24 protein-coding genes and 1 riboswitch are annotated in these 22,152 nt (G+C 40.9%); of the genes, 22 read left to right on the top strand and 2 right to left on the bottom strand.

The genetic code is table 11. The annotated features are described in order from the left end of the window. The first annotated feature begins 9 nt into the window (after positions 1-9). From MKZ25_RS15390 to MKZ25_RS15360, 7 genes are all read left to right on the top strand, one after another. Entirely contained in the window at positions 10-672 is a 663-nt protein-coding gene (locus MKZ25_RS15390) for a GGDEF domain-containing protein (RefSeq protein WP_340802268.1), read from the top strand. Between the two features lie 142 nt (positions 673-814). Next, positions 815-1,048 (top strand): hypothetical protein, encoded by a 234-nt coding sequence (locus tag MKZ25_RS15385; RefSeq protein ID WP_340802267.1) that lies wholly within the window; start codon positions 815-817, stop codon positions 1,046-1,048. Positions 1,049-1,073: 25 nt separating this feature from the next. Next, positions 1,074-1,379 carry a hypothetical protein gene (locus MKZ25_RS15380; protein WP_340802266.1) on the top strand — a complete coding sequence of 102 codons (306 nt, stop codon included), beginning with the start codon at positions 1,074-1,076 and terminating at the stop codon, positions 1,377-1,379. Positions 1,380-1,399: 20 nt separating this feature from the next. Further along, a complete protein-coding gene (locus MKZ25_RS15375) occupies positions 1,400-1,735 on the top strand; it encodes a 4-aminobutyrate aminotransferase (RefSeq protein ID WP_340802265.1) in 336 nt (111 codons plus the stop codon). Between the two features lie 41 nt (positions 1,736-1,776). Beyond that, a riboswitch (cobalamin riboswitch) is annotated at positions 1,777-1,954 on the top strand. Between the two features lie 93 nt (positions 1,955-2,047). After that, positions 2,048-3,100, top strand: coding sequence for a nicotinate-nucleotide--dimethylbenzimidazole phosphoribosyltransferase (gene cobT, locus MKZ25_RS15370; RefSeq protein WP_340802264.1), 1,053 nt, complete (start codon positions 2,048-2,050; stop codon positions 3,098-3,100). A gap of 289 nt (positions 3,101-3,389) precedes the next feature. Beyond that, a complete protein-coding gene (locus MKZ25_RS15365) occupies positions 3,390-5,024 on the top strand; it encodes a glutathione ABC transporter substrate-binding protein (RefSeq protein ID WP_340802262.1) in 1,635 nt (544 codons plus the stop codon). Between the two features lie 538 nt (positions 5,025-5,562). Next, entirely contained in the window at positions 5,563-5,874 is a 312-nt protein-coding gene (locus MKZ25_RS15360) for a hypothetical protein (RefSeq protein WP_008405307.1), read from the top strand. Between the two features lie 121 nt (positions 5,875-5,995). On the opposite strand, the gene MKZ25_RS15355 is transcribed toward MKZ25_RS15360, so the two are convergent. Then, positions 5,996-6,244 (bottom strand): YunC family protein, encoded by a 249-nt coding sequence (locus tag MKZ25_RS15355; RefSeq protein ID WP_445326870.1) that lies wholly within the window; start codon positions 6,242-6,244, stop codon positions 5,996-5,998. Between the two features lie 301 nt (positions 6,245-6,545). Between MKZ25_RS15355 and MKZ25_RS15350 the strand changes: the two genes are divergently transcribed. The 12 genes from MKZ25_RS15350 (at position 6,546) to MKZ25_RS15295 (ending at position 19,747) form a co-directional block, all read left to right on the top strand. Then, on the top strand, positions 6,546-8,000 hold the full coding sequence (locus MKZ25_RS15350; RefSeq protein ID WP_340802261.1) for a stalk domain-containing protein: 1,455 nt from the start codon (positions 6,546-6,548) through the stop codon (positions 7,998-8,000). A 198-nt stretch (positions 8,001-8,198) separates the two neighbouring features. Then, complete coding sequence (locus tag MKZ25_RS15345) at positions 8,199-9,755, top strand: sensor histidine kinase (RefSeq protein WP_340802260.1); 1,557 nt, start codon at positions 8,199-8,201, stop codon at positions 9,753-9,755. 4 nt (positions 9,756-9,759) lie between these two features. Continuing rightward, on the top strand, positions 9,760-10,455 hold the full coding sequence (locus tag MKZ25_RS15340; protein ID WP_340802259.1) for a response regulator: 696 nt from the start codon (positions 9,760-9,762) through the stop codon (positions 10,453-10,455). Positions 10,456-10,549: 94 nt separating this feature from the next. Beyond that, positions 10,550-11,863 (top strand): CitMHS family transporter, encoded by a 1,314-nt coding sequence (locus MKZ25_RS15335; protein ID WP_340802258.1) that lies wholly within the window; start codon positions 10,550-10,552, stop codon positions 11,861-11,863. Between the two features lie 292 nt (positions 11,864-12,155). After that, positions 12,156-12,935, top strand: a complete 780-nt coding sequence (locus MKZ25_RS15330; RefSeq protein WP_340802257.1) for a transporter substrate-binding domain-containing protein — start codon at positions 12,156-12,158, stop codon at positions 12,933-12,935. 51 nt (positions 12,936-12,986) lie between these two features. Next, a complete protein-coding gene (locus MKZ25_RS15325; RefSeq protein WP_251690198.1) occupies positions 12,987-13,625 on the top strand; it encodes an amino acid ABC transporter permease in 639 nt (212 codons plus the stop codon). Further along, positions 13,622-14,350, top strand: coding sequence for an amino acid ABC transporter ATP-binding protein (locus MKZ25_RS15320; RefSeq protein WP_340802256.1), 729 nt, complete (start codon positions 13,622-13,624; stop codon positions 14,348-14,350). Before MKZ25_RS15325 ends, MKZ25_RS15320 begins: the two co-directional genes overlap by 4 nt. A 578-nt stretch (positions 14,351-14,928) precedes the next feature. Continuing rightward, a complete protein-coding gene (gene ltrA / locus MKZ25_RS15315; protein ID WP_340799763.1) occupies positions 14,929-15,825 on the top strand; it encodes a group II intron reverse transcriptase/maturase in 897 nt (298 codons plus the stop codon). After that, the gene (locus MKZ25_RS15310) at positions 15,729-16,214 is read left to right on the top strand and encodes a group II intron maturase-specific domain-containing protein (protein ID WP_340801943.1); all 486 of its coding nucleotides are present in this window, start codon (positions 15,729-15,731) and stop codon (positions 16,212-16,214) included. Before ltrA ends, MKZ25_RS15310 begins: the two co-directional genes overlap by 97 nt. Positions 16,215-16,405: 191 nt before the next feature. After that, entirely contained in the window at positions 16,406-18,037 is a 1,632-nt protein-coding gene (locus tag MKZ25_RS15305; protein WP_340802254.1) for a DUF2075 domain-containing protein, read from the top strand. Positions 18,038-18,076: 39 nt separating this feature from the next. Continuing rightward, the gene (locus MKZ25_RS15300; protein WP_340802253.1) at positions 18,077-19,255 is read left to right on the top strand and encodes an SEC-C metal-binding domain-containing protein; all 1,179 of its coding nucleotides are present in this window, start codon (positions 18,077-18,079) and stop codon (positions 19,253-19,255) included. A gap of 21 nt (positions 19,256-19,276) precedes the next feature. Beyond that, positions 19,277-19,747 (top strand): peptide-methionine (S)-S-oxide reductase, encoded by a 471-nt coding sequence (locus MKZ25_RS15295; protein ID WP_340802251.1) that lies wholly within the window; start codon positions 19,277-19,279, stop codon positions 19,745-19,747. A gap of 132 nt (positions 19,748-19,879) precedes the next feature. On the opposite strand, the gene MKZ25_RS15290 is transcribed toward MKZ25_RS15295, so the two are convergent. After that, positions 19,880-20,638 (bottom strand): SDR family oxidoreductase, encoded by a 759-nt coding sequence (locus tag MKZ25_RS15290; protein ID WP_340802250.1) that lies wholly within the window; start codon positions 20,636-20,638, stop codon positions 19,880-19,882. Positions 20,639-20,785: 147 nt separating this feature from the next. Here MKZ25_RS15290 and MKZ25_RS15285 point away from each other — a divergent pair, with 147 nt between their 5' ends. The 3 genes from MKZ25_RS15285 to MKZ25_RS15275 all read left to right on the top strand — a co-directional run bounded on the left by MKZ25_RS15285 (position 20,786) and on the right by MKZ25_RS15275 (position 22,152). Continuing rightward, entirely contained in the window at positions 20,786-21,358 is a 573-nt protein-coding gene (locus MKZ25_RS15285; protein WP_340802249.1) for a TetR/AcrR family transcriptional regulator, read from the top strand. 148 nt (positions 21,359-21,506) lie between these two features. After that, positions 21,507-21,719: a phosphoglycerate mutase gene (locus MKZ25_RS15280; protein WP_340802248.1), complete on the top strand. Its 213-nt coding sequence runs from the start codon at positions 21,507-21,509 to the stop codon at positions 21,717-21,719. 118 nt (positions 21,720-21,837) lie between these two features. Then, the gene (locus MKZ25_RS15275; protein WP_340802247.1) at positions 21,838-22,152 is read left to right on the top strand and encodes an excinuclease; all 315 of its coding nucleotides are present in this window, start codon (positions 21,838-21,840) and stop codon (positions 22,150-22,152) included.

The raw sequence follows: 22,152 nt of genomic DNA, 5'->3' as shown, positions 1-22,152 counted from the left end.
GTTCAAGAAGTGAGGTTATGTTCCGAATATGCGGACCGGGTTTATCAAGTTCGCATTACTTCACTGGAACAAGCGAGAAACAGTAAAGGCTTGTTATTGGTTTTTACGGATATTACGGAAATTAAAAGGCTGCAGGAAAAACTGGAGCAGCAGGCTTATTATGATGAGCTCACGAAAATTTATAATCGCCGCGCATTTTTACAGCAAAGTGAACAGGATTTTCAGGAAGCGAAGGATACGGGTTTGCCATTTACGGTCCTGTTAATGGATATCGATCATTTTAAACGGGTGAATGATACGTACGGGCATCATATAGGGGACCAGTTGCTCGTGCACGTCGTAAATGCCTGCCAAACACAACTGCTGGAAGGGCGGCATTTCTTTGCGCGGTACGGCGGAGAGGAATTCGTCATTGCGCTGAAGGGGTTCGATGAAGCGGAAGGTGAAATATTAGCCAACCAGCTTCGCACTGCCATTGAACAGGCACCGCTCATGACGGAAGCGGGCAGTCTTTCGGCTACGTTAAGTATTGGTGTTGCGGAAGTAGTAGACTGGACAGAAGAAACTTTGTATCAGCTATTGCATAAAGCAGACACCGCTTTATATGCGGCGAAGGAAGAAGGACGCAACCGTGTGAAAGTATATGCGGCGAGTGAAGGCATACTTAGTTGATTCGACTGAAACCGGCATGGAGAAATTCATGCCGTTTTTTATTTGGTGAAGGGTGCGGCAAGCTTTTGAGTGGGATTCCGTATTACCTCGTATTAGGGGAATATGTTAGCATAGTAAAATAATGACTAAATGGAGAGTGGTTATGACACAGGAAAATTCAAAGGCGGTTTCTATAAGGATTTGTTTAATCCTGCCTCAAATTATGATTGTAGGTTTCTTGTTAAAAAATATTCAGCTACTTAATAATTCGTCCTCGATCGTTGCTAAATGGCTAGCGGGCATTTCCTTTGTCCTTTTTTCATTTTTGCTTATCGTCTCGTTATGGGCGACAATCAAACATTTTAAAGGAACAGATGTGTTGGACCGTCATACATAAACAAAGTTAAAGCAGGGGGATTGTGATGATTGGTTATATTCTAACGGGGTTTTTGTTAATCTTTGCTTGCAGGAAATTTTATAAGTATAGGGCCATTTTTAAACAGCTGTCGAAAAAAGAATGGCTGCAATTCGGTGCCGGTTTTTTACTGGCATGGGCTGGAGCTGTATTTATTATTATAGGTGGAGCCAACATAACGGAAATGATTGAAATCCCATGGTTAAAAAGCCTTTTGGAAATTGGAGTGATTTTGATTGGCTTGGCGTTGGCAGGAATCATTATGAGTAAAATCTTGCCGAAGAAAATAAAAGAGTTTTATTTGGGAGATTAGTGGAACGGGGGAAAATGAAAATGGGAGAAATGATCGGATTTGCAGTAGTTGGGATAATTATTGCAGGTTTAACTTATGCTTTAATTAAACAAGTTATAGAGACTAAGCGCAGCGGTAGCAATGTGGCCGGTCCGCTGTTTCGTAAACAAATGGCTGGAAAAAATAAAGTGATGACGATAGCGTTACTTGGAATTTTAGTATTTTACACATTAAATATCTTGAGCGTTATCTCCTCATCTATCCCGGTATCTAACAGCTTGACTGTACAGGGGACTTGGTTGAGTTTTCTAGTTTACTTTGTTGCAAAGTTTGCAATGAAACCACAGTTAGCTGATCAGCGTAAACTGAATGTGTAGACCCCTTGACGAAAAAACAGGTTCAAAGTAAAGTAATGTTAAATTCATCAAGCATTAGGTGCCCGTTAAAGGAGAATAGGGAATAAAGTGAAAAGCTTTAGCGTAATCCCACCACTGTATGGAGGAGTTTCATAGCAATACCCACTGGATGTCATTCCGGGAAGGGGCTATGAAATCGTGAATCTGAGCCAGGAGACCTGCCTAATACGCTTACTGTTTATAGACACTGGATATGTCTGTAGTTTATTTGTTAACGAATAAACTGCAGGCTATTTTTATTGTCAAAATTCATTTAAATGGGGGAAACGAAACATGCAATTATTACAGAAAACGATTGAACAAATTCAGGGAATCGACCGACAAATGGAAGACAAAGCGCGACAGTACATAGACTCTTTAGCCAAGCCGCCTCAAAGTTTAGGGAAGCTTGAATCATTAGCTATGCAAATCGCCACAATTACCGGTGAACTTGCACCGAAAATCGATAACAAAGCGATGATTGTCATGGCGGCAGATCACGGTGTATATGAGGAAGGGGTAACACCAAACCCGCAAAGTACAACGGTTTTCCAAACACTATCCTTTCCGAAAGGGACGACAGGGATGTGTACGATTTCGAAAATAACGAATGCGAAAGTCATCCCGGTAGATATCGGGGTAAAAGAAGATTTACCTCAAGATGCCGGGGTCATTATTAAAAAGGTGAAATACGGGACGGACAATATGGCGAAAGGTCCTGCAATGACACGTGAAGAAGCGATTCAGGCGATTGAAGTCGGAATTGAAGTCGCGACAGAAGCCATTCGAAGCGGCGTCAACCTTATCGGGACCGGTGAAATGGGCATCGGAAATACGACACCAAGTGCTGCGGTGCTTTCGGTACTTCATGGCTGTGATCCGCTGGAAGTAACGGGTTACGGAGCTGGTGTTGGGGCTGGCGGTATCGAATATAAAGCCGAAGTCATTCGAAAAGCGATCGCGTTGAATAAACCGGATGCTGAAGATCCGATTGATGTTGTGGCAAAAGTAGGCGGGCTGGAGATTTGCGGGATGGCAGGAGTTTTCCTTGCAGCTGCCGCGAATCGTGTGCCGGTCGTAGTCGATGGGTATATTTCAACGATTTCGGCATTGATCGCCTATAAACTGAATCCGAATGTGAAAGCGTATTTAATTCCGTCACATCTATCGGAAGAGCCGGGTGCAAAAATCGCGGCCGAGCTTTTAGGACTGGAACCGATGCTGCATATGAATATGCGACTTGGAGAAGGATCGGGTGCTGCATTGGCATTCCCGATTCTTGATGCGGCTTGTTCGATGATTACGAATATGGTCACGCTGGAAGAAGCGGCGGCACTTTTAGTGTAAGTTGAAGAAAAAAGTCCAATAAATGTTCGCGCCTCTAGTTAGAATGTTACTTCTAACTAGGGGTGTTTTATTTTTGCATAAAAAATGTATAGAATACTATTGGAAAAATTCCTTAAATGCTCTATAACATAAAAACAATGCTTATTTAAGTAATTTTTTCCGAAAAAGTTGTGACTGTTTATTTTGAATAATTGAATAAAAATTTAGAATATTGTTTATTTTATAAGTTTTAATTGGTAGACTTTACATGTATTGCCTACAAAAGTTAGAACGAAGGGGGAAAAGACGAATGAAGAATAACTTAAAAAGTAATTTTCTGTTATTTTTAGTAATGGCGTTTGCCTTACTTTTAGTAGCGTGTAGCGGAGGGGATGATTCAGGTGTTGACTCATCTAACAGTGACAATACAACAGCGGATTCATCAAGTAGTTCTACTGAGGTGGAAGCGGCAGCTGGAGGGGATTTAGTACTTGCAACATTATCCGATGCGGCAAATTTAGATCCGCATATGTCTACGGACGTACCGTCAGCTTCTGTATTATCGAACATTACAGAAGGTCTTGTGAAAAAAGATAAAGAAGGCAATATCGTACCGAGTTTGGCAAAAAGCTGGACAGCAGTAGATGATGTGACATGGGAGTTTGAGCTTGAAGAAGGCATTACATTCCATGATGGAGAAGACTTCAATGCGGCGGCTGTTAAGAAAAACTTCGACCGCATATTAGATCCGGAAGTCGGTGCGCCACGGGCATTTTTATTTGAAGCGGTGAAAGAAGTGGAAGTCGTAAGTGATTATGTTGTACGAATTCATACACATTATCCATTTGCGCCATTACTGAACCACTTAAACCATCCGGTCGGCGTAATCATTTCACCAGCCCAAATTGATGCAGATTATGAAAATATGAAAGCTGACCAACCGGCAGGCGCATTAGTGAATGAGCAAGGTCCGATTGGTACAGGCTTTATGAAGTTTGATTATTGGACACCAGGTACAGAAATTAAATTAGTGAATAACGAAGATTACTGGAGTCAAAAAGCATATGTAGACTCTGTAACGTTTAAAGTCATTCCGGAAAGTGCGACACGTGCTGCAGAACTGGAAACGGGATACGCACATATTATTGAACCGGTTCAGCCAAATGAAGTGGAAATGATTGAAGGAACGACGAGTACTGTTGATATTACACCAGGTTCATCATTATCTTACGTTGGTTTCAATATCGATAAAGAACCATTTGACGATGTTCGTGTTCGTCAGGCAATATCAATGCTTGTCGATCAGCAATTGATTATCGATGGTATTTATGAAGGGATCGGTGAAGTAGCGAAAGGCCCGTTAGCACCAAGTGTATATGGCTATGATGACTCGGTAGAGCCATTAACTTATGATGTTGAAAAGGCGAAGGAACTTTTAGCAGAAGCCGGCTTGGCGGATGGCTTTACTACAACGATCTGGACAAATGATAACCCGCAGCGACAAGACATCGCAATCATGCTGCAAGAAGAACTAAAGAAAATTAATGTGACGGCAGACATTGAAGTGGTCGAGTGGGGCGCATACTTAGCGAAGACGGCTGCCGGTGAGCATGACATGTATATTTTAGGTTTATCGAATCCGGTAGGCGATGCGGACTACTTCTTAACACAGCTATTCCACTCGAAAAACCATGGCGATGCGGGTAACCGTATGTTCTACACGAATGACAGGGTCGATGCGTTATTAGATGAGGCGCGTGAAGAAATTGACACGACGAAGCGTTTAGCGTTATATAAGGAGATTCAAGATATTTTAGTGGAAGAAGCGCCAATGATTTATATCCACCATCAAGCGTATATTTCGGGTGTAAGTGAAAAAATTGAAGGCTACTGGATTAATGACTCAGGTCACCATAAACTTCAAGAAGTGAAATTCATAAAATAAAATGAAGCAAACGGGCTACATTAAAAGGAACGATTACTTTTAATGTGGCCTTTTTTTAATGAATAAGGCGATCCCAGAAAATAAGTGCCGTTTTTCAGTCTATTCCATTTGTTTTACCAGTAAAATACCAATAAGCGGAACTTTATCGTTTCTTCAACGAGGCAAAGAACGATAAAGAAAAGCCCTACCCAATCCTCGTAAATGTAATGTGCGACCAGAACATTAGGGGGAATGAATAGAACTTGATTTAATTTTACAGAAAATTCAGTGAAATGCAAGCAATTGTCCTGTCAAATGCTTTCCCTCTGTAATATCCTATATTAACCAAATGTAAAAACATACTCGAATTGTTAATAATAGCTTAAAAAGTGCTTTTTCGATTGAACTTGGAATAAAGTAACCGGTAAATAGGGTATGGAAATGTAAGACCAATAAAAGAGGAGAGGCGGGAGGGGCATTAAGGGAAACGGGGTGATCACTATTTCTCCGTATGGAAAAGTTCATTTTTGAATATATTCGAGAAAAGGATGAGGATAATATGAATCAAATTTTTAAAAAAGATGAGTTTATTATTATTCCTTTTTATAAAGGGCGTAAGCAGGAATTTATGGTCGTCAATACGAAGAAGGAATTTAAAAATGGACATACGCACTTAAAGTCATTTAAGATGGCCAAGTATTTGATCAATCTTGCGCGATGCCAAAAAATCAATTCCGGGTTAAGACCATATTTATTAACAAGCCTTACAAGAATATCAGCAGACCGTGAATATATTCAGAAATTGGAAGAGCTTCTAGCCGTAAAAAGAAGTAAAGGATCGAAAGCTTCCTATTATAATAAAGCAATATGATTGTACCTAAGTATGGTCAATGAAAATAGATAGACCGCTTTTTCAAGAAATTGAAAGAGCGGTTTTTTTGCATGAAAATTTATTTGGGTGAAGCTCATCACCGGAGAGCTTACAAATTTGACTAAATCATTTTTAATAAAGCATCTTCGCCAATCATACCTTCTTCGATGCCGCACGCTCTCGCTTCGTATGTGACGGATTCCAATGGCGCCTTGAGTAAGTCATCGATCGTTCGAACACCAACTGCACGCCCAGCAATGATTTTACGATCGGCCAACTTTTCATTTAACAGCCCGACATCGAGTGCACCACACATGATGTACCCACGCTCATTCGATATAGTCAGCAATGTTGTTTTCGGTAAATTCACCGTTACAGCAGTAAATAAATGACCTTGAAGATCAATCGTTTCCGTATAGACGATAACCTTCTCCCCCTTTCATATAAATCATATGAAACAATTGAAAAATGGTACTTGTTTTCGGCGAAAATGTGCAGAATGATTCGAATATTAATTAAGTGAGAGGTAAGATTTCATATTCAACCTATGAAATGCAGGGTGCAGAAGACGTGTACAAAACTGTCCGATATAACTTTATTTACCATTGAAGTTTTCGCCTCTTCTCTCCATAATTAGTTTGTTAAAATAATATTTTACTGGAGGATAATATATGAGGTTTTTGAAAATGGTGATGGTTGTGCTTCTTGTCTTTTCATCTGCTACGTTTGCGAAGGTGGATGAAGCTCAGGCAGCATCAAATATTTCGATTTTTTTAAATGATTCCAAACAATCATACAGCAACAAGGCGATGATTAAAAACGGGGTAACATTAGTACCGTTACGTGGTATTTTTGAAGGCTTAGGAGCAAATGTTAATTGGAATGCATCCACTAAAACGATTGATGCATCTAAAGGCAGTACAAAAATTTGGCTGAAAATCGGCTCAAAAACAACGAAAGTAAATGGCAAAAATGTAACGATTTCCGTTCCTGCTCAAATAGTAAATGGCAGCACACTCGTACCTTTACGATTTATCAGCGAGGCGTTAGGTGCTCAAGTTAATTGGGTACCAACTACAAAAACAGTGAAAATTTATATGAGCAAGGGGACATCGACTGCACCATCCGGGAAGTCAATGAAAGTGCACTTCCTTGATGTAGGTCAGGGAGATTCGACATTTATCCAGTTAGCCGATGGTAAAACAGTGTTAATCGATGCAGGCCCAACCAACCAAGGCGATAAAGTAGTGGCCTATTTAAAATCATTAGGTGTAAAAAAGTTGGATTATTTAATTTCAACACACCCTGATGCGGACCATATCGGTGGAATGGTGGATGTATTGAATGCGTTTGAAGTAGCCACATTTGTCGGATCGGGCAAAGTACACACATCAAAAACGTACGAAAATACGTTATTAGCAATACAGGCAGAAGGAAGTAAATTCATTATTCCAACGCCTGGACAAATTTTAGAACAAGATCGTTCTATAAATTCCTATTTAAGTGTCATTTATTCTGATCCGGATGCAGCAGAAAATAACGATGCTAGTCTAGTTATAGCAGCTGGGTATTGCTCACAGGATGTATTATTAATGGGCGATGCGGACGTAGCGATTGAATCGAAATTGGTTGCAACGAACAAAATTAGTGAAGTAGAAATTTTAAAAGCTGGTCATCATGGTTCAAATACGAGTAGCTCCCTTGGCTTCCTGAAAACTGCCAGCCCGGAAGCAGTTATTTTATCTTATGGTGAAAATAATGACTACGGCCACCCGCACCAATCTGTATTAACGAATATTAAAACGGTTGGTGCAAAAGCATTTTCAACTGCACAAGCTGGTACAATTGTTGCCACATTAAATTGTAATGGTTATACGATTGACAGTAAGGAATTCAAAGCACCAGGTGAAACTGTTCAGCCAACACCGGTACCTGTTCCAACACCGTCGCCAAAACCATCTACAGGTGATGTTAACTCCGGTACATATGTAGTAGCAGGAGCAGCAACGTCTTTCAAAAATTGTACGGCAATGCGCGCAGTCTACCCAAGTGGTGTTAAATCAAGTCACCCAGCATATGAGTCTAAACACGATCGTGATAACGACGGCTGGGCTTGTGAAAAATAACGTGACGGTTCTCACGTTCCATAGTAAAACCGGTTCGTACTAGAGTTATAGTGCGAACCGGTTTTTTTATGGGGTTCAGTCCTGTATCTAAGAGAATTTTTGCGAAATCCAAACAACTGCATGAAGCAATATCTTTAACAACGCAACCAACTTCCCGTGGTAAACTAATAAAAACACCATACAAAAGGAGGCTCACCCATGATAACCCGCCTAAAACAATCACTTACTTTCCGTCTTCTTATCACAATCAGCGGGATCGTTTTTACGATTTGTGTGCTGTTTTTGTTGTTGATTAATCATTATTTGGATGAATCGGTACTGGAAGAGATGGGGGAAAAGGCGTTAACGAGTGCGTATTTGATTGCTGAGCGGCCGGATGTCGTTGCCGCATTCTCTGCGGAAGATCCGTCTTCTATTCTTCAGCCGATTGCGGAGGATATACGAAAGCAGACCAGTGCCAGTTTCATCGTCATAGGAAATGAGCAAGGGATCCGCTATACCCATCCGAACTCGGAAAAAATCGGCCTGTCGATGGTCGGCGGGGATAATGATTCGGCACTTATTAACAAAGAGTCCATCGTTTCGGTAACGACGGGTTCAATGGGAGAATCGATCCGCGGGAAAGTACCGGTTTTGGTTAACGGCAAAGTTGTCGGGGTTGTTTCGGTAGGGTACTTAACGAAAGATATACAAAGGACAATTGATACCGCCTTTTTCGGTTGGCTTCAGATCACGCTGCTGCTTGCGGTTTTCGGGATTGTTTGTGCGGTGCTGTTATCGCTTTATGTTAAAGATCAGCTGCTCGGTATGCAGCCGGCGCAAATTGCCAAGCTTTATTCGGCGTATCACACAATACTTGAGGAGACGACGGATGGGGTTATTTTGACGACATTCAATAATGAAGTGGTGATCTCGAATTCACGTGCGAAGGAACTCCTTTCCCCACTGACAGAAGGCATTTCACTACATACACTGCTTCCCGAACAGCTATTTGAAGAAGAGGTGATTCGGGCACTGGAAATTCCGTTGCAGCAGCAGGAGATGATTATTACAAAAACGCCGTTGGAACATGAGAAGCAGCTCGGCTATTTATATATTTTACGGGCAAAGCTTGAATATGAAACGGTCATTAATGAACTGACATTGGTGAAGCAGCAGGCGCGGATGCAGCGGGCAAAAACACATGAATTTGCGAACAAACTGCACGTTCTTTTAGGCTTGTTAAAGCAATCCCATATTGAAGAGGCGATTGCATTTATCAGGCAGGAGCAGCAGGACTCAACGAAACAGCAGCAGGCAATTGCAACCCAGCCTTCGATATTGCTGCAGGCGTTACTCGAAGGGAAAATATCGGAAGCGAAAGAGCGCGGCATTACGATTACGATCGAAACAGAGGACGTGTTAGTCGATTATAATGATGAAGAAGTGGATGCATTATTGACCGCATTAGGGAATGTCCTGCAAAATGCGATGGATGCATTGGATCAAACAAAGAGACCGGACAAGCAAATTGAGCTGTTTATCCATCAATATCGCCATGAACTGATCATTGAGGTGCATGATAATGGGCCGGGAATCGATGAAGAAACGGCAACTCAGATTTTTACACTCGGATTTACGACAAAGGACGGCTATGACCGCGGTTACGGCCTGGCAATCAGTGAACAGGCACTTGAAAAAGTCGGTGGCTCACTGTTAATAGAAGAAAGCGATTTAGGCGGTGCCTGCTTTTTAATCATTTTACAAAGGAAGTGATTCAATGGATATTTGGTTACTGGAAGACGATTTTCGCATTGCGGCGATTCATGCCGACTATATTAAAGCGATTCAGCCGGATGCACAAGTACAGCAATTTCTAACGGGGGCCTCATTAAAGGAAGCACTCCTGCATAACACACCACCAGCAATTCTGTTGATGGATTTATATATTCCGGATGTTACAGGCTATGAACTTGTAGCGTATGTACGATCGCAGTTCCCGGAAGTCCGCATTATTATGGTGACAGCCGCCGCAGAGCGTGCCCATGTCGAAGCATTGTACGCATATGGGGTATTCGACTATATTGTAAAACCGTTTGAAGAAGCGCGGCTGCAAAAATCATTCCAGCAGTTTCATTTGATGCAATCGGCTTTTCAAAAGAAAGCACATTTCTCACAGCAAGACCTGAATGCGCTGTTTCACCGGCAAAATCATTCGACAGCGACTGAAAAGGCACTGCCGAAAGGAATCGATACGTTTACACTCGAAAAGGTGATTCACTTATTTAATGAGCACGAGTACACAACATTGACGGCGACACAGTTAAGTGAAGTGATCGGGACAAGCCGCTCCACAGCACGACGCTATTTGGAATACTTAGTGGAAATGAACATTCTTGAGACGAAGCTGCTTTACGGTACTGTCGGTCGTCCGGAACGGAATTATGTCCTCCGTGAAACTTATGAACAAAATTAGCTTTATTGTTTTTATTAAATAAATGAGCACATTCTTCCTCCTCACATAGAATTGTCATAAGATTATAAGAATTCTAAGCAATGGGGGTTGTTGAATGTTAAGTATTATTGGTATTATTACGATTTTGGTAATTGTTGCGCTGTTAATCAGCGGACGTGTATCGCCAATTGTTGCGATGGTTCTTCCGCCGGTAGTGGCGATGTTTGTTGCAGGCTATTCGTTTGATGATTTAGGGGTATTTTTCGATGATGGAATCAGTTCTGTAATCAGTGTTGCCATCATGTTTATTTTTGCGATTATTTTCTTCGGAGTTATGCAGGATGTCGGTTTGTTCGAACCAATTATCAATAAAATGGTAGCGCTGTCAAAAGGGAATGTCGTGCTTGTTGCAATCGTAACGGTTATTGTCGCGGTTATTGCACAGCTTGACGGTTCAGGTGCTTCCACATTCCTGATTTCGATTACGGCATTATTGCCACTATATGTTCGTCTAGGGATGAACCCGTATTTACTTTTACTGTTAGTCGGCGGTTCTGCGGCGATTATCAATATGATTCCATGGGGCGGTCCATTAGGGCGTGTCGCTTCCGTTCTTGATACAGATGTAACAGAGCTATGGCATCCGTTAATTAAGATTCAGGTTATCGGTGTTGTGCTGATGCTGTTACTAGCTGTCTTTATGGGATTCCGTGAAAAACGCCTCATTGCGAAACGAGCGCAAACAGGGGAAACGTTAAAATTCGATTTAAGCAACAGTATTTTAAATGCTGAAACCGATGAAACATTAAAGCGTCCGAAACTCATTTGGGCAAATGCGATTTTAGCTATTGTTGTTCTAGCTGTATTAATGTCAGGACTTTTACCGGCCGGCTTAGCGTTCCTGATCGGTGTCGCGATCGCTTTACCATTGAACTACCGTACACCGAAAGAGCAGATGGGACGTATTCAGGCACACGCATCGAACGCGCTAACGATGGCTTCGATCATCATCGCAGCAGGACTGTTTTTAGGGATTTTAAACGGGACAGGCATGCTAACGGCCATTGCCAATAATGCCGTAAATATTTTACCAAGCTTTTTAGCACAGTATTTACATATTATTATTGGGGTACTTGGTGTACCGTTTGACTTGCTGTTAAGTACGGATGCATATTACTTCGCATTGTTCCCGGTTGTTGACCAAATCGGTTTAACATACGGCATCGATTCCTTATCGACAGCGTATGCGATGATCATCGGTAACATTGTCGGCACATTCGTATCACCACTTGCACCGGCAGTATGGCTGGCACTTGGTCTATCAGGTCTGGAAATGGGCAAACACCTGAAGTTCTCATTCTTCTGGATGTGGGGATTGAGTATCGTACTATTAATCATTGCTATTTTATTAGGTGTAGTACAAATATAATAAGCTATTTAAGAAGCTCCCTTTTATAGGGGGGGCTTCTTTTATTTTTGTTTCCGAACACCCTTCTTTCTAGGACGGACCTATCACTTAAAGAATTGGTAAAAAATAATAATTTTTTTAATTCAATAGAAGGAATTTTCTGATAAATGGAATTTTATAGCAAGAAAATATCTTGAAATAATAAAATAATGATATTACAAAGGAAAAAAGGACGAAAAAGCTTGTAAAGCTAGTTTTTTAATAATAAACTGAATTTAGAAATATCTAACTATAGAGTAAAAGGGGAAAATTCATGAAAAAGAATCTATTAGCAAGTCTACTACTCGTACCAGCATTGTTATTGGGAGCATGCGGTGCAGATGAAACAGAAAAGGAATCAACATCAACTGATTCAGACAAAGAAGTTTATAAAGTAGGTATTGATGTTACATACCCACCATTTGAATTCGAAAAAGATGGTAAATATGTAGGGATTGATGTGGAGTTAATCGAAGCAATTGGTGAAGACCAAGGTTTTGAAGTGGAATTGAAAGCAATGGACTTCAAGGGAATTATTCCAGCACTACAAGCAGGTCAATTAGACGTAGCTATGGGTGGAATGAGTATCACGGAAGAACGTAAAAATGTCGTTGATTTCACTGAGCCGTACTTCGATGCAGGTGTATCTCTAATTGTTAGTGAAACAAACACAGATATTCAATCTGTAGAAGATTTAAAAGGACAACGTGTAGCAGTAAAAAAAGGAACAGTTGGCGCAAACTATGCGACTTCGATTGCACAAGAAGTTGGATTTGAAATGGTTCAATTTGATGATAGCCCATCAATGTTCCTAGAAGTACAAAACGGAAATTCTGTAGCATTATTTGAAGACTACCCAGTTATCTCATATGCGATCGCACAACAAGATTTACCATTAAAAATTGTTGGTGACCGTTTAAATGATGACAAATACGGAATTGGTGTATTAAAAGGTAAGAACGATGAAATTCTTGAAAAAATTAATACGGGTCTAGAAAACTTGAAAGAAAATGGCAAGTACCAAGAAATTCTAGACAACTATTTAGCTGAATAAAACGGTAAGCACGCGTATAGCGTGCTTATTTTTAAGAGGAGTGAAATACATATGGAAGTAGCAATCGCTGCGTTACCTTACTTGCTGGAAGGGTTGAAGATGACGCTTTACATCTTCGTTATTGCTATTGTATTAGGGTTTGCTATCGGTCTTATCGTCGCATTGTTCCGTTTAGCGCCATTAACAATTTTAAATATCATTGCAAAAGTCTTTGTAAATATCATCCGTTGTACACCAATCATTGTACAATTATTCTTCATCTACTTCGGTGTGACAAAGTTCATCCCGATGGATAATATTACAGCGGGGATCCTTGCAATTTCACTGAATGCCGGCGCTTATTTCTCTGAAATTATCCGTGCGGGAATCCAATCAATTGATAAAGGGCAAACAGAAGCAGCTCGTTCACTAGGTCTTTCAGGGGCTCAGACGATGAAGGACATTATTATGCCGCAAGCACTTAGAAGAATGCTTCCTACATTTACGAACCAAGCGATTATTAGTTTGAAAGATACATCGCTATTATCTGTTATCGGAATCGCCGACTTAACGCAAAAAGGGGACATTCAGGCTTCTGCTACATTTGCTGCGTTTGAAATTTGGTTAACTGTTGGTGCAATCTACTTTGTAATTTTATATGCATTAACATTGTTAAGTAATTACCTCGAAAGGAGAATGGCCCTGCGATGAGCATTATTACCGTAAAGAACCTAAAAAAATCATTTGGGATACTAGAAGTTTTAAAAGATATTTCTACTGAGATTAAAGAAAAAGAAGTTGTCTGTGTTATTGGGCCATCGGGTTCAGGGAAAAGTACCTTTTTACGTTGCTTGAATCGCCTTGAAGAAATTTCAGGCGGAGATGTCATTGTAAACGGTCATGCGATTTCCGCTAAAAATGCAAACTTAAATCAAATTAGACAAGAAGTAGGGATGGTTTTCCAGCAGTTTAATTTATTTCCGCATAAAACGGTTTTGCAAAATATCACATATGCTCCGCTAAAATTAAAGGGCTTAACGAAAGACCAGGCCAAGGAGCGAGCGATGGAACTGTTGAAAAAAGTTGGTTTAGTAGAGAAAGCCAATGCGTATCCTTCTGAATTATCAGGTGGACAACAGCAGCGTGTGGCGATTGCCCGTGCACTAGCTATGCAGCCGAAAATCATGCTATTTGATGAGCCAACGAGTGCACTTGACCCTGAAATGGTTGGGGATGTTCTTGATGTTATGAAAGACTTGGCAAAAGAAGGTATGACGATGATCGTCGTAACGCATGAAATGGGCTTTGCGAAAGAAGTAGCGGACCGCGTTATCTTTATGGACGGCGGCTACATCGTTGAAGAAAACGAGCCAATCGCGTTGTTCGAATCACCACAGGAAGAAAGAACAAAATCATTCTTAAGTAAAGTATTATAGACAGGTGACAGAAGCCGGTTCGTACAAGAATTGTACGGACCGGTTTTTTGGTGTGCCCGGCATGCACAACAGCCTGGTGGTGAAAGTCCACTACAGGCTTGGCAGTAGGAACTGTTAGCGAAAGACAAGGGTGTCCATGGTGACGTGGAATCTGAAGGAAGTCGGACGCAAACTCTCGAACTGACGAACAGAAATCAGATAAAAGGCTGACTTGGGACGGATGAGCTTGCCAAACAAAGCGAAGTCCAATACTGCCCAAATCCCATACAGTAAATCTGGCAGTTACATGAGAGGAAGGCGGTTGTGCTTACCCGGGGAGGTCTCTTGAGGGTTATTCAATTAACAATTTGTTTAGTGATAAATGGATGAATCAAGAGAAGTCAGCAGAAGCCATAGTAGTCTTCGACAAAAGATGAAGGGCCGAACAATCTTTTAAATCTTGAAAGAAACAAGGAGGTGGAGACATCCCGCCAAAACACAGAAAACATCAAGGTATAGACCGAATAGATGGCTACTTATAGAGGGATAAGCTGGAAGCGAAAGAGTATATAAGAGCGTGTAGGGATGTAAACATGGAAATGAAGAAACAAGAAAGTATCAATTTAATTGACAGAATTGCGTCCCATAGAAACCTATGGAATGCATATAAGAAAGTAAAAGGAAATGGAGGAGCACCTGGAATCGATGGTATCACGGTTGATGGACTGAAGGCGCATTTAATAAAATATGAGGAACCATTGAAAAGGAAATTAAAAGATGGTTCCTACCAACCTCAACCAGTGAAACGAGTAGCTATCCCAAAAGCGGATGGCTCCAAACGATATCTAGGTATACCATGTGTATTGGACAGAGTTGTTCAACAAGCCATTCTACAAGTCATCCAACCAATAATTGATCCACACTTTTCAGACAAAAGTTTTGGCTTTCGAAAAGGTCGAAACCAACACCAGGCAATTGCCCTCGCTAAGAAATATTACGAGGAAGGTTATCGAACAGTGGTGGACTGTGACTTGAAAAGTTACTTCGATACGATTCATCACCAGCGACTACGAGCTTATTTGGAAGAATTCATAACAGATAAAATAGTACTTAAGCTAATATGGAAATTCTTACGCTCAGGCATATTGGACAAGGACATCCTCATTGAAACGACAGAAGGTACACCCCAAGGGGGTCCACTCTCTCCAATTCTAGCAAACGTGTATTTAAACAAGCTAGATAGAGAGTTAGAAAAACGAGGACACCGATTCATTCGCTATGCGGATGATTTTGTGATTTATGTAAAGTCACCAAGAGCAGGTGAACGCGTCATGACCAGTGTCAAGAATTTTATCGAAGATGAACTGGGTCTCACAATCAATGAGCAGAAAAGTAAAGTGTGTGGCGCAACAGCAGCTACATTCTTAGGGTTTCATCTACAAAATCTGTCGGGAAAGTGGGATACCGACCAATCAAGTCCGCCAAGAAACGACTAAAAGATAAGCTAAGAATACTGACGAGTCGTAAACGAACAGGGACATTTAGTGAGATTGTGAAAAGAATCAATCAAACAACGGTTGGTTGGATTAATTACTATGGAGTTGCCAACATGAAAACTTTCATCCAAGAATTACAGGGATGGTTAAACCATCGCTTACGTCAATTAATATGGAAACGGTGGAAGCTACCACGAACTAAATATGTGAAATTACGCCAATACGGAATCCAACATGATGAAGCGATGAAAACGGCGCATTCAAGAAAAGGGTACTGGCGAATATCACGAAGCGAGGTTCTACACCAAGCCATTCCAAATAAAAGGCTCGTAAAATGGGGACTGAAAGACCTGTCCCAATTTTACGAGCAAAGATACTCAAAAGGTTGAACCGCCGTATACGGAACCGTACGTACGGTGGTGTGAGAGGTCGGCTAGCCAATTAATGGCTAGCCTCCTACTCGATTTTGCCTAAATTCCAGTGATATCCAAAGATCCGGTTTACGAGGGATTTATGAGTATCATTTATGCTAATATGTAACTATTAATTAGCAACGATTCAAAACAAAGAAGGTGGCAATTTGTCAGCAATCGAAATACTGTCCTGGCCGTTCAAGCAAGAAAGCATTAACCGGATTAACAACAATGAACACTATCTGAACTACCCGGTCATCTATGTGTTAAATGGCAATAAAGAAGCTTACATAGGGGAGACGGTATATTTTAAAAGCCGGATGAAAGCCCATCTAAGTGCCCGGAAAAACGTCAGTCAGATCAACCTCATCAAGCATGAAAAGTTCAACCGTTCTGCAACCTTTCATCTCGAAACAAAGCTGATCAATTATTTTCTTGGTGATGAAAAATATACTCTACAAAACAAAAGTAAAACGGCGAGCGATTTTACGCATAACTATTACGACAAGCCGTATTATGATCAGCAGTTGTTTAAAGAAATCTGGCAGAAGCTGTACGAGCAAAAGCTGGTCGATCATGAACTGCATGTCATCGAAAATAAAGATATTTTTAAACTGTCGCCGTTTAAGGAACTCTCGATCGAGCAGCTTGAACTGAAAGAGAAGGTACTCGAATTTTGTGAGAAACAAGTAAGTGCCAATCCTGAAGAATACGGCAGTTTACTGGTCATTGAAGGGGAAGCGGGCGTAGGGAAAAGCGTTGTGCTAAGCTCAATTTTCAACACGATTCAGGAACGGGCGGAAGAAGCTTCGTCACCGCTTTATCAGACGGAAAATTACTTGGTCGTCAATCACGAAGAAATGTTCAAAACATATAAAGGGATTGCGAAACAGGTGAAGCATTTAAAGGCAAAAAACTTTGCGAAGCCGACACCTTTAGTGAACACGCTCCAAAAGGAAAATAAAAAAGCGGACATCATTTTTGTGGATGAAGCGCATTTACTACTTACAAAACCCGATACGTATAATAACTTCCACGGCAATAATCACTTGGAAGAGCTGTTAAAGCTGGCAAAAGTCGTCGTCATTATTTACGACCAAAATCAGGTGCTGAAACTGAAGAGCCTCTGGGGTGCGGCAACGCTTGAACAACTAAAGAAGCGAAGCGCGTACACCGAAGAATATCAGTTGACGAACCAGTTCCGGATGCAGGCAAATGATGAGGTCATCAATTGGATCAATGCATTCAAAAACAAGCAGCTGCTGCCGCTGCCTCATGATGAAAACTATGAATTCAAAGTGTTCGATGCGATGAAGGAAATGCATGACACAATAAAGATGCGGAACAGTGAATTCGGACTCAGCCGGGTCGTTTCAACATTTGATTATTTGCATAAAAAAGATGGCGGGACGTATTATGTGAACGAATCCAACGGCGAATACAAAATGCCTTGGAATACGACGAGTACGAAATATACGTGGGCGGAAAAGCCGGAAACGGTGCATGAAGCGGGCTCGATCTATACGATTCAAGGATTTGATCTGAATTACGTCGGCGTTGTGCTCGGACCATCTGTTAAATATGACGCGGGGCGGGACGAGATTGTCATAGACCCGAGCAAGTATATGGATAAAGGCGCTTATTCAGGCACGGAAGGCATTGCCGATGTGAACGAAGCGAAGGAAAAAATTGTCCTGAATTCGATTAATATTTTAATGAAGCGCGGCATTAAAGGGCTGTACATTTATGCAAGTGATGAAGCATTGCGAAATAAGTTATTGACTGGACAATATCGGTAGAAATTACCCAAAATATACAGAATGAAATGAGGGAATGTGATGACAATATTTATCGAAAAGGTAAGACCATTTTTATTTTCAGACGATGAAGTTTTACGGCATGCCTGGTTATTGCAGCTCCATGATTATCCGGCGGTTCCGGTTGAGCTGGTCAATGATCTTATTGTTTTTTGCCGGATGAACGAGGTTACAAGGAAGGAATTATTAATGGATTTGGAAAATAGTCCGAAAAACGAGCAATCGATTGAACTGCTGTTACAGTGGATCCAGGAAATTCCATTAAAAGATAAAAAGAATGTTGTGCGCTTTTTACTGAATGTAGAGCCGAGAATTATTGTCAAATTTAAGAGTGAGTTGATGTCCTTTTTAGGTAGAGAGTATATTGAGCTTTGCGAGAAACTGCTGCAGTATGAATTTTCGGATGACGAAGAGTTTGAGCCGCTGTGGGAATTGTATGGTGAGTATTGCAATGTAGTCGAAAGAAATTATAATACATTGCATTTAGCTTTTCTGAAGCACATCATCAATGCGCTAATTCGTCTAGGCGAATATGATGAGATGGAAGCAAGACTTGTAATTGCCGACAGTATAGAAGAAGACTTTTTCAGTATCAATGGATTAATGGCGGTCTATGCAGCGGGTGTTATGCAAGAGGAAGAGTTGATTCCTTACTTTGTGGAATTGATGCATATAGAAGATGATGAATTGGGCCAACTCTTGCAGGAAACAATGATTCGTCTGCAGTCGGAAGAGATGGCAAAGGCTATGGTTCCGTATTTATTATCGGAAAAAAACGGGATGTATATGACAGCTAGTGCAGTATTAAAAGAGGCGAAAACGCAATACGCTGAACAAGCTTTAGCCGATGCTTATAAACGTACATCGGATATTGATATGAAAGAGTTTTTCCTGGATGCACTGACGAGTCATTTGTCTCCTAAAGCCTTTCCTTTAATAGAGAATTTCCTCGGGCGAAACGAAGTAGCTTTCGCATTTGATATGGATGAAATGTTTTACAGCTTTTACAAGGCTATGGGAAAGGAACATCCGTCAATAGCGACGTGGCGAGTATCTGTACTTGAACAGAAAGAGCGATTCGAAAAGGATATCGAGTCATTTTTAATGAAAGATATTATACGTGAGCAGTGCGGCAAAATCGGCCGCAACGATCCGTGTATTTGCGGAAGCGGAAAAAAGTTTAAAAAGTGTTGCGGGTAAGAGAGTAGGGGAGTGACCGAGATGGAAACCGTATATTTTGCAGGGGGCTGTTTATGGGGTGTACAGGCGTTTATTAAAACATTGCCTGGTGTGACATTTACTGAAGCGGGAAGAGCGAACGGAACGACGAACACTTTGGACGGCGGTTATGATGGGTATGCCGAGTGTGTCAAAACTGAATTTGATCCGAATGTTGTATCGTTGCAGGAACTGATGGGGTACTTTTTTGAAATTATCGATCCGTACAGTGTGAACAAACAAGGCGAAGATGTCGGCGAGAAATACCGAACAGGTGTATACAGTGAAAACGGAGCACACTTGATTGAAGCAAGAGCATACATTACAGCAAGACCAGATGCTGACCGGATTGTAGTCGAAGTTCTGCCTCTCGTAAACTATGTGAGAAGTGCGGAAGAGCACCAGGACCGGTTAACGAGATGTCCGGATGATTACTGCCATATTCCAGAAGCGTTATTAACGAAATATAAATAAAAAGTGAACCTTCCATCTCAAACTTGACTGGAAGGTTCATTTATTTTAGTTTCTATCTATTTTATCAATAACCGGTAAAAAGAGAGCGAAATCTTGACCAACCAAGATTTTGCTCTCCATTAAAAATGAATATTAGTATGCAGTCCAACCAGCATCAGCAGCAATTACTTGTCCGTTGATGAAGCTTGAATCATCAGAACCTAGGAATAATGCAAGTTGAGCGATTTCTTCTGGTTGACCAGCGCGAGGCATTGTGCCAAGCCCTGTTTGTTGACGTGCAGCACCGAACTCAGAAATGCCTGTCATCGATGATTGGATATTCGTCATTACGCCGCCTGGTGCGATCCCGTTGCAACGGATACCAGAGTTTGCGTACATGTAACCTGTATTTTTCGTTAAACCGGCTACTGCGTGTTTAGAAGCAGTATAAGCAGCACCCGCACGCGCACCACGTAAGCCGCCTGCTGAGATATTATTGACGATGACACCGTGACCTTGTTCAAGGAAGATGTTTGTGGCAATACGCATTGCACGCATCACACCCATTGTATTTACTGAGAAAAGACGATCCCATTTTTCATCAGAAATTTCACCGACTGGCTCCATGCCGTCCATGATTCCAGCGTTGTTTACTAAAATATCTAATTGACCGTATGCTGCTTTTGTTTCTTCAAACATGCGCTCCAGGTCAGCTAATTCTGCTACGTTTGCCTGATTTGCAATAGCTTGTCCGCCTGCTGCTACGATTGCGTCCGCCACTGTTTTTGCACCTTCAACGTTATAATCTGAAACGACAACTTTTGCGCCTTCTTTAGCATAAAGTTCAGCGATTGCTTTACCCATACCAGAAGCTGCACCTGTTACGATTGCGACTTTACCTTCTAATTTCATTTGAATTCATCCTCCTGAAATAATATTATCGAACATCTGTACAATAAAATTATAATACACGGGATAAAGCGTTTTCAATCAGCAAAAAACCTCCATGTGTACGATATCCAACATTTTTGTTAGAATTGTACAGTAAAGGAGGTCGCCATGAATAAAAATGATCTTCGTGTTATCAAAACGAAAAAAACAATACATAAAGCATTACTCTTATTATTGAAGGAAAAGTCATTGCCTCAAATTAAAATTACCGAGCTTTGTAAAGAAGCGACGATTAACCGGGGGACATTTTATTTTCATTATCAAAGTGTCGATGATGTGCTCCAGGAATTATTCGAAGAAATTATGCGGGATTTACAAGTTTCATATGATGAGCCCTTTAAAGAAGGACTGGAATTGACCGTCAGCGGACTCAACTTGAATCCAAACTCTGTGAAAATATTCGACCACGTAAAGAAATATGAGGATTTTTACAAAATTGTATTATCCGAAGATGTGTCGATGAAATATTATTACATGCTTTTTGATGAAATCTGCAAGCTAATGGAAGAGACGGATTTCAGAAAACATAAGGATGGCCTAAATAAATATCTTCATGCATATAATGCAAATGCCATCATCGGGTTACTTATTCAATGGTATTTGAATAACTTTGAGGACTCGGTGGATATGATGAACAATCGCCTCGTGGAAATTGTGAAATTCCGGCAAACGCTAAAATGAGTAAATTGTTTGGCATGCCAGCATGACCGTAGTCTGCAATCATTCCGATTGGAAAGCCTATTAAGCAATACTCTCCTTTAAGTACTTAGAGTAAAGGGGGGTATTTTTATACTTCCTGTTATATAATTTATGGAAGGGAGTGTTATAAATGGGCGAAATAGACATAAGCAAAGAGGCGATCGAAAAGGACTTGGCGTTGATTAAAACGTGTTTGAGACTTATAAATCAAGCAGTACTCTTAAGGGAACGCTGTGGCGAAACCTTTACCCCTTCTGAAAATGAAGAGTTACATATATTAATTTCTAAAATAGATAAAGATTTAAATAAACTTAAATTGAATATAAATTATGATACAAGGTAGAAATAAATCGGCGGGGTATCTATTTTGGAAGCCTGGTATTGTTTGAATCCAGTCTTTTGCCTTAACGATGGCAACCAATTATAATGAAACGATAGATGGTTATTAAAGGAGATTTTTAATGAATACACGAATGAATCCACGATATAAAATTACACGTCATAATCAGGAAGGGAATCCTTCGCTAAGCCTACAGGAATGTCAGAACTTCTTTGCGACTAAATTGGATTTCGAGTACAGAGATTTTTATAGTGTCACTCAAGACGGTGTCAACATGAAAATTAGCGGCGACTTCTTCATGTGGCAATACGAAGGTCAGGAAATCCCGTTCCGCTTTTACGAGAGTGAACTGTATGTGGCGGTAGCACACCGGGCAGTTATGGAGAAAGCGAAGGAAGTAGCGCGCGGTCTGGAAGCGAACTATATTGAAGGATAA

This window comes from Solibacillus sp. FSL W7-1464, from assembly GCF_038004425.1.
GTDB lineage: Bacteria > Bacillota > Bacilli > Bacillales_A > Planococcaceae > Solibacillus.
Note: the sequence above shows the minus strand (reverse complement) of the source record. Positions and strands in the feature narration are given on the sequence as shown.